This is a genomic window from Actinoallomurus sp. CA-150999, assembly GCF_050942425.1.
In the GTDB taxonomy this organism is placed as follows: domain Bacteria; phylum Actinomycetota; class Actinomycetes; order Streptosporangiales; family Streptosporangiaceae; genus Actinoallomurus.
Genome location: NZ_CP192063.1, coordinates 9147807 through 9160465, shown reverse-complemented (window position 1 = coordinate 9160465; position 12659 = coordinate 9147807). Strand labels below are relative to the sequence as shown.

15 protein-coding genes and 1 pseudogene are annotated in these 12659 nt (G+C 65.4%); 11 read left to right on the top strand and 5 right to left on the bottom strand.

The annotated features are described in order from the left end of the window. The first annotated feature begins 21 nt into the window (after positions 1 to 21). From vanH to ACQP2O_RS42320, 6 genes and pseudogenes are all read left to right on the top strand, one after another. A complete protein-coding gene (vanH, locus tag ACQP2O_RS42345) occupies positions 22 to 1017 on the top strand; it encodes a D-lactate dehydrogenase VanH (protein ID WP_433191338.1) in 996 nt (331 codons plus the stop codon). Further along, complete coding sequence (vanA-Sc, locus tag ACQP2O_RS42340) at positions 1010 to 2050, top strand: D-alanine--(R)-lactate ligase VanA-Sc (protein WP_433174851.1); 1041 nt, start codon at positions 1010 to 1012, stop codon at positions 2048 to 2050. The genes vanH and vanA-Sc overlap by 8 nt, the downstream gene beginning before the upstream one ends. After that, entirely contained in the window at positions 2047 to 2655 is a 609-nt protein-coding gene (vanX, locus tag ACQP2O_RS42335) for a D-Ala-D-Ala dipeptidase VanX (protein WP_433174850.1), read from the top strand. Before vanA-Sc ends, vanX begins: the two co-directional genes overlap by 4 nt. Before the next feature lie 29 nt (positions 2656 to 2684). Continuing rightward, positions 2685 to 3302 (top strand): TIGR03086 family metal-binding protein, encoded by a 618-nt coding sequence (locus ACQP2O_RS42330; RefSeq protein WP_433174849.1) that lies wholly within the window; start codon positions 2685 to 2687, stop codon positions 3300 to 3302. 14 nt (positions 3303 to 3316) lie between these two features. Further along, on the top strand, positions 3317 to 3640 hold the full coding sequence (locus ACQP2O_RS42325; RefSeq protein ID WP_433174848.1) for a hypothetical protein: 324 nt from the start codon (positions 3317 to 3319) through the stop codon (positions 3638 to 3640). A 130-nt stretch (positions 3641 to 3770) separates the two neighbouring features. After that, a pseudogene (locus ACQP2O_RS42320) lies at positions 3771 to 4010 on the top strand (SDR family NAD(P)-dependent oxidoreductase); the annotation flags it as partial. 39 nt (positions 4011 to 4049) lie between these two features. Here ACQP2O_RS42320 and ACQP2O_RS42315 read toward each other — a convergent pair. Both ACQP2O_RS42315 and ACQP2O_RS42310 read right to left on the bottom strand, forming a co-directional pair. Next, positions 4050 to 4301 (bottom strand): LysR family transcriptional regulator, encoded by a 252-nt coding sequence (locus tag ACQP2O_RS42315; RefSeq protein ID WP_433174847.1) that lies wholly within the window; start codon positions 4299 to 4301, stop codon positions 4050 to 4052. Positions 4302 to 4451: 150 nt separating this feature from the next. Further along, positions 4452 to 4886, bottom strand: coding sequence for a hypothetical protein (locus ACQP2O_RS42310; protein WP_433174846.1), 435 nt, complete (start codon positions 4884 to 4886; stop codon positions 4452 to 4454). A gap of 181 nt (positions 4887 to 5067) precedes the next feature. Between ACQP2O_RS42310 and ACQP2O_RS42305 the strand changes: the two genes are divergently transcribed. The 3 genes from ACQP2O_RS42305 (at position 5068) to ACQP2O_RS42295 (ending at position 7852) form a co-directional block, all read left to right on the top strand. Further along, the gene (locus ACQP2O_RS42305) at positions 5068 to 6216 is read left to right on the top strand and encodes a sensor histidine kinase (protein ID WP_433174845.1); all 1149 of its coding nucleotides are present in this window, start codon (positions 5068 to 5070) and stop codon (positions 6214 to 6216) included. 4 nt (positions 6217 to 6220) lie between these two features. Continuing rightward, positions 6221 to 6910 carry a response regulator gene (locus tag ACQP2O_RS42300; protein ID WP_433174843.1) on the top strand — a complete coding sequence of 230 codons (690 nt, stop codon included), beginning with the start codon at positions 6221 to 6223 and terminating at the stop codon, positions 6908 to 6910. 81 nt (positions 6911 to 6991) lie between these two features. After that, positions 6992 to 7852, top strand: coding sequence for an SAM-dependent methyltransferase (locus tag ACQP2O_RS42295; RefSeq protein ID WP_433174842.1), 861 nt, complete (start codon positions 6992 to 6994; stop codon positions 7850 to 7852). Between the two features lie 42 nt (positions 7853 to 7894). Here the strand turns inward: ACQP2O_RS42295 and ACQP2O_RS42290 are convergent, their stop codons facing one another. Beyond that, on the bottom strand, positions 7895 to 8302 hold the full coding sequence (locus ACQP2O_RS42290) for a hypothetical protein (protein WP_433174841.1): 408 nt from the start codon (positions 8300 to 8302) through the stop codon (positions 7895 to 7897). 658 nt (positions 8303 to 8960) lie between these two features. Between ACQP2O_RS42290 and ACQP2O_RS42285 the strand changes: the two genes are divergently transcribed. After that, positions 8961 to 10439 (top strand): FtsW/RodA/SpoVE family cell cycle protein, encoded by a 1479-nt coding sequence (locus tag ACQP2O_RS42285; protein WP_433191336.1) that lies wholly within the window; start codon positions 8961 to 8963, stop codon positions 10437 to 10439. Positions 10440 to 10471: 32 nt separating this feature from the next. On the opposite strand, the gene ACQP2O_RS42280 is transcribed toward ACQP2O_RS42285, so the two are convergent. After that, positions 10472 to 11137, bottom strand: a complete 666-nt coding sequence (locus ACQP2O_RS42280; RefSeq protein ID WP_433174840.1) for a transglycosylase SLT domain-containing protein — start codon at positions 11135 to 11137, stop codon at positions 10472 to 10474. A gap of 205 nt (positions 11138 to 11342) precedes the next feature. On the opposite strand from ACQP2O_RS42280, the gene ACQP2O_RS42275 reads away from it, so the two are divergent. Continuing rightward, complete coding sequence (locus tag ACQP2O_RS42275) at positions 11343 to 11825, top strand: hypothetical protein (RefSeq protein WP_433174838.1); 483 nt, start codon at positions 11343 to 11345, stop codon at positions 11823 to 11825. 191 nt (positions 11826 to 12016) lie between these two features. On the opposite strand, the gene bluB is transcribed toward ACQP2O_RS42275, so the two are convergent. Further along, the gene (gene bluB / locus ACQP2O_RS42270; protein ID WP_433174837.1) at positions 12017 to 12637 is read right to left on the bottom strand and encodes a 5,6-dimethylbenzimidazole synthase; all 621 of its coding nucleotides are present in this window, start codon (positions 12635 to 12637) and stop codon (positions 12017 to 12019) included. Positions 12638 to 12659: the final 22 nt, after the last annotated feature.

The following is a 12659-nucleotide window of genomic DNA, read 5'->3' as shown; positions in this document are numbered from 1 at the left end:
GCGGCCCGCCGCACCCGAGCGCTGGCGTCCGCGTCCTCCCCGGCCCTCCCGGTAACGGGAATCACGATTTATGGATGTGGGCAGGACGAGGCCGTCTTGTTCGAAGAGATGGCGCCTCGCTTTGGCGTAATGCCGACCATCACAGACGCGGCGGTATCTGAAGCCAATATTGAATTGGCCTTCGGAAACCGGTGCATCAGCGTCGGCCATAAGACTCGAGTTACGAATCCCACTCTTCTTGCACTCGGCCGCGCCGGCGTGGAGTACATCTCCACGAGAAGCATCGGTTATAACCATATCGATGTGAAGTACGCGGAGAGTGTCGGCGTTACCGTTGGGAATGTCGTCTATTCGCCCGACAGTGTGGCCGACTACACGCTGATGCTCATGCTGATGTCGGTACGCAACGCGAAATCAATCATCCGCCGTGCGGATACTCATGACTACAGACTGAGTGATGTACGCGGGAAGGAACTACGCGATCTGACCATCGGGGTGATCGGGACAGGACGCATTGGCGCCGCGGTCATGGACAGGCTGCGAGGCTTCGGCTGCCGAATACTGGCCTATGACAATCGCCCTAAGGCCGCCGCTGCCGATTACGTTCCTCTCGATGAGCTGCTACGGCTGAGCGACATCGTCACGCTCCATACCCCACTCACCGCGGACACCCGCCATCTCCTGAATCGCCAACGCATTGCGCAGCTGAAAGACGGCGCGTTCATCATCAATACCGGGCGCGGTTCACTCCTCGACACCGAAGCCCTTATCCCGGCACTGGAAAGCGGCAGATTGGGCGGCGCGGCGCTGGACGTCCTCGAAGGCGAGGAAGGAATATTCTACGCCGACCTCAGAAACAAGCCCATAGAAAACGAATCGTTGCTGCGACTACAGCAACTGCCGAACGTGCTCATCAGCCCGCACATCGCCTATTACACAGACCACGCTCTGAGCGACACGATCGAAAACAGCCTCATCAATTGCCTGAACTTCGAAAGCGGGAAGCAGCATGGGTAAGTTGAAGGTCGGAATCATATTCGGGGGCGCCTCCGAAGAACACCCCGTCTCCGTCAAATCCGCCCAAGAGGTCGCAAACAGCCTCGACGCCGAAAAGTATGAACCGTTCTGGATCGGGATCACGAAGAGTGGGGCGTGGAAGCTCTGCGACGGTCCCGACACGGATTGGGAAAACGGCGATTGCCGACCGGCCGTGCTGTCACCGGACAGAAACGTCCACGGACTGCTCGTCCTGGAAAAGGGGCGATACGAAGCGATCAGCCTGGACCTCGTGTTTCCCGTCCTGCACGGCAAACTCGGCGAGGACGGCGCGATGCAGGGTCTGCTGGAACTCTCCGGCATCCCCTACGTCGGCTGCGATATCCAAAGCTCCGCCCTGTGCATGGACAAGTCCCTCGCCTACATCGTCGCCAGAAGCGCGGGAATCGCAACGCCGAACTTCTGGACCGTCACGGCGAACGAGAACCCTGACCCCGGCCAGCTCACCTACCCCGTCTTCGTCAAGCCGGCCCGTTCGGGGTCATCCTTCGGCGTCAGCAAGGTATCTCGCGAAGAAGAACTGCTGAGCGCGGTGGAGACCGCACGACAGTACGACTCGAAGGTGCTGATCGAAGAAGCCGTCATCGGCAGCGAGATCGGATGCGCCATCTTGGGCAACGACCTCGACCTGGTCGCCGGCGAGGTCGACCGAATCGCCCTATCCCACGGCTTCTTCAGAATCCACCAGGAGAACGAGCCTGAAAGCGGCTCCGAAAACTCAACACCGATCGTGCCCGCCGATATCTCGGCAGAGGAGCGCTCGCTCGTCCAGGAGACAGCAAAGGCCATCTACCGCGCCCTGGGATGCCGGGGGCTATCGCGAGTCGACATGTTCCTGAAGGAAGACGGGACAGTGGTCCTTAACGAGGTCAATACCCTGCCCGGTCTGACCTCATACAGCCGTTACCCGCGCATGATGGCAGCCGCCGGGCTGTCACTCACCGAAGTGATCGACCAGATCGTGTCGCTGGCACTGACGGGGAAAGCCCGATGAAAGACGACTTCGTCTTCGTAGACGAGGCTGTACCCGGAATACGGTGGGACGCTAAGTACGCCACCTGGGACAACTTCACCGGCAAACCCGTCGACGGATACGCGGTGAACCGAATCGTCGGCACGAGAGCTTTGTGCGCGGCCCTGGAGAGAGCACAAGAAAAAGCCGCATCCCTTGGCTTCGGCCTGCTTCTCTGGGACGGATACCGCCCCCAACGCGCCGTAGACTGCTTCCTGCGCTGGTCGGAACAGCCGGAAGACGGCCGGACGAAGCCGCGGCACTACCCGAACATCGACAGGCCCGAGATGTTCGAACAGGGATACGTGGCCGCCAAGTCCGGCCACAGCCGAGGCAGCACCGTCGACCTGACGCTCTATCACCTGACTACCGGCGAACTCGCCGCCATGGGCGGCGACCATGACCTGATGGACCCGATCTCACACCATGGCGCAAAAGGAATCACGCCAGTCGCAACGCGAAACCGCCAACACCTCTGCTCCATCATGGAGGCCTGCGATTTTAATCGATACGACTGCGAGTGGTGGCACTACACCCTGAATGACGAACCCTACCCAGACACCTATTTTGATTTCCCCATCACATAGTTGAGCCTCCCAAGAACAGGAAGATGACCATGACAGAAAGCAAGGCCGAGGCCGCCGTGCTCGTTGTGCTCGACGATATCGCGGGGGTTGTTCGCGATATCGCTCCCGGTCAGGCGTCGCTGCCCACCCCTTGCGCTGAGTTCGATGTCGCCGCTCTTCAGCGGCATCTGCTCGGGTGGCTGGACCTGTTCCGTGTCGCCCTGGCAGACCCGGACGGACACGAGCGCCCGGATCCTGCGGTTTATGAGGGGCCAACGGATCCGAAGGTCGCCGCGGCTGAAATCGATTACCTCTCCGACGTGGTCGGCGTCGCGTTGGAGAACGGCGTCGAGGGCCGTGCGGTGAACGTGCCGCAGCTCGGTGGTGTCCTTCCTGGTGCCCTGGTCATCAGCATGCTCACCGCCGAGGTTCTTGGCCATGGATGGGATCTGGCCAAAGCCACCGGCCAGCCCTGGCGGCCCGACGCGGCGATCTGTGAACAGACGCTCGCGGCCTTGGCGCCGGTTGTCCAGCCCGAGTACCGGGGGGAGGGCATGCCGTTCGGTCCGGAGATCGTCGTCGCCGACGATGCCTCGCCCCTGGATCGGTTCATCGCCTTCACCGGCCGCTCACCCGAGTGGACCTCTGATCGTGCGGATGCCGAATAATGGAGACTTCGAACATGGGCTTCAGAATCAAGGCTCTGCTGGGACTGACGGCCGCGGGCATCGCCGCCTCGTCGCTCGCGCCGACGGCAGCGCAGGCGAGCGGATACTTCGCGTTCTGCAACGTCAGTTCGACCAACGAGTACTTCCAGATTTCTCCCTACGGGAATAGTCGGGGCCTGTACTCAAGCCTGGTCAGTCCGGGTACGTGCTACCTGACCTCGTTCTCCCCCGGCACCGCCTACCGGCAGGCGGTGGCCTACCGGGAAGTCAATGGGCAGTACCCGGCCGTCGCCACCCGCTGGTTCTACGAGAACGAGAGTGTCACGTGGAACGTCTGATCTGACAGACGGACAGCGATGACGATCCGGCCCGCCGACGGCGTGGGCCGGATCGCCGTCTTTCCACCCTCCTCGAAAAAGGAGCAGCGATCATGGACCTGAAACTGGACGGCAAGAGAGCCCTGGGAAAGTCGAGTCCGCGGTCGCAGAAGCAACTGAACGGTTCGGTGGCATCGACATATTGGTCAACGGCGCGGCCAAGGCGGCCGGCGGACCTCCGACAGGTCTCATGGACCTCAACGACGATGACCTGCGCTTCGACATGGAGACCAGGGTTCTGGGCTACCTGCGCTGTGTGCGAGCTGTCGCACCCCAGATGATCGAGCGCGGCTGGGGCCGAGGCATCAACATCAGTGGGCTCGCAGTATGACGCGCGGGCTCTGTCGGGAGCTGACCGTGTTCCGCCCACCTAGCGGCGCGCGTCGGTGAGCGCGTCAACCGCGTCCACGATTGCGCGGGCCTCGGCCAGGACCCGCGTACCCTCAGGGGTCAGGGCGACCCGCCGGCTGGTGCGCTCGAATAGCTGGACGCCCAGTTCGCGCTCCAGATTCTGGATGTGGCGGCCGAACGGCTGGGCGCCGATGTAGTGCCGTTGGGCGGCGCGGCCGAAGTGCAGCTCCTCCGCGAGCGTGATCGCATAACGAAGTGACCTGATTTCCATGATTCCCCTCCGTGACGGGCAATGGATGGGGCGCGACGTAGGGGGTGAGGTCGCTGGTCGACGTGCTCGGCGCCGAGATCGCCCGGTCATCGACTTCGCCGAGACCGGACCGGACGGCCGCGTGAAGCAGCGGCCGTCGAACGCGGTCGGCTAGTGGTTCTGGACGCTGACGAAGCAGTTGGCGATTCCGTCGGCGGCCACGGTCTTCCTGACGCGTTCTTTTCCGTCCACGAGGATCCGGCAGGTGGTGCCGGGTGACGCGCCGGAGACGTCGAGACGGTTGAAACCGAACCCGGCGTCGGCCTTCTTGATCCAGGTCAGCTTCTCCCGGCGAGGCGGGCGGAGGCTGTCCCCGGAGAAGGCGTAGGCGACCTGTGCTGATCCGGAGCCGGTCACCTCCATCCGTACCTGGTGGGTCTTGCCGAACAGCGACGAGCATCCGGCGGCGACCGGTACCGCCGCGGCGGCGAGGACGAGGGCGGCGAGTGCCGTCCTCAGGGGCCACCGCCGGGCGGTCCTGGTTCTCGCGGCGACGGACTTCGCGCGACCGGCTTTTGTGGGAATGGTGGAATCGGTGGTCGGCATGGTCGCTCCTTCAGCGTTCGGCGTTGGGGGAGAGCATGGGAAGAGACTGCCGCGCATCGGGGCTCGGGCGGATCGGTCGCCGGGCGGATTCCGCTGGGGTCGACTCCGCCGAAAGTCAGATGGGTCCGACTCGGCCGAAAGTCAGATACGCCATCCCGAACCGGCGCTCTAAGGTTGCCGCATGCTCTCCTTGCGCCGAGTCGCCGTCCCGCAACCACGGATGGTCGCCGCCGTGTTCGGGGTCGTGTGCCTCCTCTTCCTGGACGCGTCCCTGGTGACCACTGATCCGTCCGGTATCGCGCTGATGAGCATGGGCCTGATCATGCTCGGACTGGCGGTCGCGGCCTTGCGGTACGACGTCCCGGTCATCGGGGTGGCGCTGACCGCCGTGGCGCTGTCCTGCGCGTTCACCTACGTCCTGCACGAGACGGTCGCGCAGCGGACGTTCGGGGTGACCGAGTTCGCGGTGCTGCTGGGGTTGCTGGTGGGGGTCTGCCGGAGCGCGAGCCGTGTGCAGGCGTTCGTCGTCGGCGCCGCGCTGAGTGTGACGATCATGGTGTTGCAGAACCGGATCTCCGACCCGTGGGTCGGCGCGGCAACGCAGCTGCCGATTGCGCTGCTCGTCCTCGGCGCCGTGATCGCGGGTGCGTACATGCGCGGCGAGGACACCCGGCGGGCCGCGCGGGCCGACCGCGTGCGCCGCTTCGAGCGCCTGGAGCTGGCCCGCGACCTGCACGATCACGTCGCCAACTTCATGACCGCAGTGGTGGTGCAGGCGCAGACCGGCCAGGAACTCGTCCGGGACGAGATGGCCCGTAAGCTGTTCACCAACATCGAGCAGGCGGGCCAGGACGGACTGGTCGCGATGCGGCGGATGGTCCACCTGCTGCGCGAGCACGATGACGGGGCCGGTCCGGCACCGCGCCGCGAGACCCCGGGGATCGAGCAGATCAAGACGCACGTGGAGCAGTTCGCGCGCGGTGGGGCCAGGGCGGATCTGGATCTGGACCCCGATCTCGACCTCGCGTCCCTGCCGCCTGAGCTGGCCACCACGGTGCAGCGGGTCGTGCAGGAGGGGCTGACCAACGTCCTGAAGCACGTCCGGAACCCGACCGGTGTCCGGGTGCTGCTGTCGGCGCATCACGACACGGTGCGGGTGGCCGTGCGCAACGACGGTGCCGCGCATGGACGCCGCGGACGCCGGTTCGCCAGCAGCGGGTTCGGGCTGCTGGGCCTGTCCGAGCGCGTGGAGGGGCTCGGCGGCGAGCTGTACTGGGGGGCGCAGCCGGAGGGCGGCTGGGAGCTGTCGGCGTCCCTGCCCAGGAGCTGACGGCGTGCCCATCAGCGTGCTGGTCGCCGACGACCAGGAGATGGTCCGCAGCGGGTTCTGCCTGATCCTGCAGGCGCAGGACGGGATCAAGGTCGTCGGCGAGGCGGCCGATGGCGCGCAGGCGGTCGAGCTGGTGCAGCGGCTGCGCCCGGACGTGTGCCTGATGGACATCCGGATGCCCAAGATCGACGGCCTGACCGCCACTCGTACCCTGCTGAGCTCCCCGCAGACCCGGGATACCAAGATCATCATGGTGACCACGTTCGACAGCGAGGAGTACGTCTACGAAGCGCTGCGTGCGGGCGCCGCGGGGTTCGTGCTGAAGAACGCCGGTCCGCGCTTCCTCGTCGACGCGGTACGCGCTGCGGTGGACGGCGGCGCACTCATCTCGCCTTCAGTGACGGTACGGCTGCTGGAACGCTTCGTGCACGCCGTTCCGTCATCGGAATTCGGGTCGCCGGCGTCGGCCCGCGAGGACGGGCGCGGCGGGCAGACCGCGGAGGCGTTGACGTCCCGGGAGCGAGAGGTCGTCGCCAAGGTGGCCAGAGGACGGACGAACGTCGAGATCGCCACCGAGCTCGCCATCACCGTCGGAACGGTCAAGTCGCACCTCATGCACGTCCAGGAAAAACTCCAGGCCCGCAACCGCGTCGAGATCGCCGCCTGGGCCTGGCAGCACGGCCTCGCCCGCTGAGTCACACCGCTCCAGCGCAGCGTCGCCATCCGCCACGCTGGTGCCGCGCGATTAACGACATATCGGACAAATCGTCATTGAGTGCTCATCGTGTGCGTGGTCGCGTTAGGCTTTCCATCCCGTTTCTGGATCGCGAAGGACTCTGTCATCGCTGACCGTGAGCCTCTGCCGAAGGATGTAGATCCCACCGCGCCGAATGATGCGCGGATGTACAACTATGCGCTGGGTGGGAAGGATAATTATTCGGCTGACCGGCATGTCTCGGAGGAGATCCGGGCGGCGTTGCCGGTGGCGATCAACGCGGTACGGGAGAACCGCAAGTTCATGCGGCGGGCCGTACGCTACATGCTCTCGATCGGGATCCGGCAGTTCCTGGACCTCGGCTGTGGGCTGCCCGGACGCGGCAACGTGCACGAGGTGGTGCACGGGGTGGATCCGGAGGCCACGGTCGTCTATGTCGATCAGGATCCGGTTCCTGTCACCCACTTCCAGGCGTTGCTGTCCAGTTCCCGTACCGCGACCGCGGTTCAGGCCGACATCCGGCGTCCGGCGGAGATCCTCTCCGACCGGGACGTCACGGGTCTGATCGATTTCAGCCGGCCGGTCGGGGTGCTGATGGTCGCCGTCCTGCATTACGTCTTCGATGAGGACGATCCTGCGGGGATCGTGACCGCGTTCAGCGACGCCCTGTCCCCCGGAAGTCACCTGGCGGTCTGTCACTTCACCTCTGAGGGGTGGGGGCCGGAGGACCTGGAGTTCTTGAACGGGTTGGCCGAGAGTGCCGGGGTGCCGGTGGCGTTGCGCGACCGAGCCCAGATCGCGGCCCTCCTTGGCGGGCTGGATCTGATCGAGCCTGGGCTGGTTCTCCCCGCGCACTGGCGGCCCGACCGGGCCGTGTCCGAACCCTCGGGATGGCTGCTCGCCGGTATATGCCGCAAGTGATCGTGCGACCGGGGTCGTGACCCCGATCGCACGATAAGGGGCCTACTTGACGACCTTGACCGTCACCGGTTTGGACGTGGCGACGGCGATGAGCTTCGTGCCTTTGACCTTGTCGATGACGACCTCGAAGGTCTCCGTCCCGCGGTGCTTGGCGGCCTTGACGCCGAACGTGAAGGTGCCGGCCTTGCCGAGCCTGCGGGGGGCGACTCCCTTGGCGAGGACCCAGTGTCCCTTGGCGTCCTTGGTCTTCAGTACGGCGACGTAGGCGACCTTCTTTCGCTCGGGGGAGAACTTTCCGTGCAGGGTGATCTCCTTGCTCGCCTTCACTGTGGCCTTGTTCGCCTTGAGAGTGACGCCGTGCTTCGCGGCGGCCATCGCCGGCGCGCCGAACGCCAGTGCCGCGCCCGCCCCGACCGTCACGACAAGGGCGGCTCTCTTCGCGAATGCCATACGAGTCCTCCATCTATTCGGAGACCGCACCATCAGGGGCGGTCGATGACAAGGCAGTTTCGGGGAGCGGTCATTAGCGCCCGGTTAGCGGAGGATTATGCGTCCGTTGCCGATCTAAGATATGTCGCTGACCTTGTCGGGATAAGAAGGTAGTGTCCCACCCGATATGGCAGCTCAAGACCATCGAAGGCGAACACGCGGCCTCGCGAGCCGCCGATCCGCAGATGTCTGGTCACCGTTCGCTAACCCGACTCTTCCCTGGGGTTAACACTGGCCCGGCTAAATTATGCCGCCGACGCGCCATCCAGCAGGAAGGTTGGCAATTCATACGGCAATTACCCCCTCGGGTACGGTGACGGGTCGGGATCATGATCTCCTGAGCTTCCCCCGAGATGCGGACATCCGTTGTCATGCGGCTTGTGTCGCTGTATGGGGCAGTTGCTGGGCGCCACTTGGAGAGAACCACGGTTGCGAGGCGCCCAGGGCCTGGCCGGCGATGGCGTGCCGTACATCGTGGCCGGTCTTCTGGTCGGCGATGAAGGCCGCCGTGCTTACCGGCCCTCCGCCGGCGCGCCGCCAGGAAGATGAGGAAGTGCTAGTGGATGCTGAGCCTGAAGTTCACATAACGGGTCGTCCTCGCCGTGGTGCCCAGCTCGTGATGCTGGGATTCGCCGTGACGGTCGCGCTGGCCGCTTTCGCGCAGGTGGGGCTGGCGCGAGATGGGCAGTTGCCGGCCGGGATGTTCGGCTACGGCGGCGGGCTCGCCGCCCTGGTGGCGATCGCGTATGTGCTCATCGCCAGGTTCGCGCCGTACGCCGATCCACTCTTGCTGCCGTTCGCGGTGTTCTTGAACGGGCTCGGGCTGGCCATGATCTACCGGCTCGACCTGCAGCACAGCAAGAACTGCGTCGCGGCGAAGGCGGCGGGCGAGCAGTGCTACCCGATCAACGCTTCGGCAGCGAACCAGCTGATGTGGACCGCCATCAGCATCATCGCCTTCGCGGCGGTGCTGTTGGTCCTGCGTGATCTTCGGGTGCTGCAGCGCTACCGGTACACCATCGGTGCGGCCGGCCTGTTCTTCCTGGTCCTTCCCGGTCTGCTGCCGTCCAGCATCAGCGGCGCGGGCGGCGCGAAGGTCTGGCTTCGGCTCGGCGGGTTCTCGATCCAGCCGGGGGAGTTCGCCAAGATCGCCCTGATCGCCTTCTTCGCCGGCTACCTGGTCACCAAGCGCGACGCGCTGTCCCTGGTCGGCAGGCGAATCGGCCCCCTGGCGCTGCCGCGCGGCCGGGATCTCGGCCCGATCCTGGTCATCTGGTTGATCAGTGTGGGCGTCCTCGTACTGGAGAAGGACCTCGGCCAAGGCGTGTTGTTCTTCGGCCTCTTCATCGCGATGCTCTACATCGCGACCGAGCGAATCTCGTGGGTGCTGATCGGCGGCGGGCTGTTCTCGGCCGGTGCGTACGCCGCGACCCAGCTGCCCTTCCTCGGCCATGTCAACCAACGGTTCGCCGTGTGGTCGCACCCGCAAGCGTACTTCGACGGCGGCTGCGCCATCGGCGCCAAGGTGATCAACCAGCAGACCCAGGCCGCCCTCATCCACGCGACATCGCAGACGAGCGACTTCGTGAGCAAATGCGCCGCTCTGGGCGGGCACTATGCCGACAGCGGCCAGCCCATGCGGGGTATGTTCTCCCTCGCCCAAGGGGGCGTGCTCGGCACCGGGCTCGGGCAGGGCCAGCCGTACCTCACCCCGGTCAGTTACGCCGACTACATCTTCGACTCCTTCGGCGAAGAACTCGGGCTCACCGGACTCATGGTGATCCTGCTGGTCTTCGCGCTACTCGTGGAGCGCGGGATGAAGGCGGCGCTGACCACCCGCGATCCGTTCCTGAAGCTGTTCACCGGCGGGATCTCCTTCATCTTCGCCCTTCAGGTCTTCCTGATCATCGCCAGCGTCACCGGGCTCATTCCCCTGACGGCCGGCGTCACCACCCCGTTCCTGGCCCAAGGTGGTTCAGCGCTGCTGTCGAACTGGGTGCTCGTCGCCATCCTCATCCGCGTCAGCGACACCGCCCGACGGCCCGCACCACAACCGATCCAGGACGAAGGCATGACGCAAGTGGTGCGAGCCACCTGAACATCACCGGACACGGCTATAAATGCTCGCTGCTAACGGCGGAGGGCCCGTTCGGCCGTTGCCCAGTTCTGACGTAGGCGGTCCAGGTAGGACTGGGCGACGTCACCAGGTTTAGCACCGCGGGCGAATGCCCTCATGGTGCCGGGCCCGGCGTTGTAGCCGAGAGCCAGCAACTCATTTCGGGTGTACGGCCCGGACCATTTGGCGGGCAAGTCGGTAGCCAGGTCGTGCAGATACCAGGCCGCGGCAGTGATCGCGAGGTCGGGGTCGTCAGGAAGTTCCTCCCAGCTCCGGTTGGCGAAGCTGCGGCCGTGTTTGACCTCATTGAACGCAGGCCGGTGCATGTCGGCGATGCCGAACGCGGCATCTGGCTTGATCTTCTGCCAGGCGCGTTCGAAGCCCGGGTCGTGTGGCTTGTCCGATTCGTTGTACAGGATCGCCATCAGCAGTTTCGGGCTGATCCTGGCCTCGCGTGCGTGCTTGATGACCTGTGCGGCAAAGCGCGAGGGGTCGTTCGAATCCGACGTCGAATCCGATCGGCCAGGAGCCTTGCCACTCGGTGTCGATGCGACGCCGGACCTGCCGGACCCGGTTGGTCGCATGCCGCCGGAATCATCTCCGCCGTGTTTCAGCACCCAGAACGCCGCGGCGACAGCCACGACCAGGATGACAAACCATCGCCCCGGATGGTCTCGCACCCAATGCCTCCCCGAATCCGCGCCGATCGATGCTTTACAGTCTGGCCCCCGATCAGCCTCATGCCATCGATCTCAAGGATGATGACGCCGGATTCGGAGGTCATACCCGCACCGTAGGACTGAGAGCTTCCCGGCCCTACGTCATTCCGGGTACAGCCGGCCACCGTGACCGCGAAGAGCCGATGAGTCGAAGTACGCTCGCCGAGTGACCGAACAGGTGCCGCGAGACCACAAGGCCCGCCGCTTGGAACAGCGTCGCCCACGCCGGTTGCGGGACGTTCATCCGACCCGGCGGGGACTGGTGCTGGCCTGGTGGGGATTCACCGCGACGTTCGCCGGGCTGCGCCTGCTGACTTGGGCGATCCACGTCCACGTCGCCGGCCTGGGGAATGTCCGGGTCGGTGGCGTGCACATCCACCACTACATCTGGGGCATCTTGGCGCTGATCGCCGTGGGAGCATGCGGACTCGTCGAGCGCTCCCCTCGCTGGCGCATGTGGATGGGCCTGGCCTTCGGCATCGGGCTCGCTCTTGTCGTCGACGAGGCCGCCCTGCTGATCGAGCTCAAGGACGTCTACTGGGACCATGAGGGCGGGATCAGCGTGGCCATCGCGATCATCGTTATCGGCGTGGCAGGTAGCGCTCTCACCCTGACTCGAGCACCACGGACCGAGGCCGAAACGGGCTGAGCACGACCCCACGATCCGGCCGCATGACCTACGGTACGGGGCGGCGACGCCGGTACCGGCAGCCGGCGTGGAGCCGAAGGCCGTCCAGCCCACGCGCCTTGCGCTCCCTTCGTGCACCACATCCAGGGACATGACCCATGCGCGTGGGGCACTACGAACCTGCGGTGACCTCCGGTGACGCCCTGCGGGGCTCACCAGCGGTTGTGATGGATCGCCGCCTCCACGGGGCGACGGTGGCGCCAGCCGTGCCGTTCGAGATCCGGCACGGCCTCCAGATGGGTGACCGGCCCTACACACAGCCAGGCGACGGGCCGGATTCCGGTCGGAATACCGAGCAGCTGACGCAGGTGCGGTTCGCGGTAGAAGGACACCCAGCCGACGCCCAGGTCCTCGGCGGTGGCGGCCAGCCATAGGTTCTGGATGGCCAGGCAGACCGAGTACAGTCCCGCGTCGGCGATGGCGTGTCGGCCCAAGACCGCGGGGCTGCCCCGGTCGGGATCGTAGGTGACCACGATCGACAGGCTGCTCTCCAGTACACCGTCGATCTTTATCCGGGCGAAATGGTCGGCGGCGGCCGTGGTGAGGGTGGCGGCGAACGTGGTGCGTTCGTGCTGGACGTGGTCATGGAAGGCGCGCCGTACGGCCGGGTCCTCCACGATGATGAAGTCCCAGGGTTGGGAGAGCCCGACACTGGGCGCGGCGTGCGCAGCCGTCAAGATCCGGTGGAGGACGTCTTCTGGTATCGGCGCGCCGGTGAACTGGGCGCGCACGTCACGGCGACGGTGGACCACGTCGTAGATGCCGGCGTTCATGGGCAGGCTCCCGCTGCGTCAG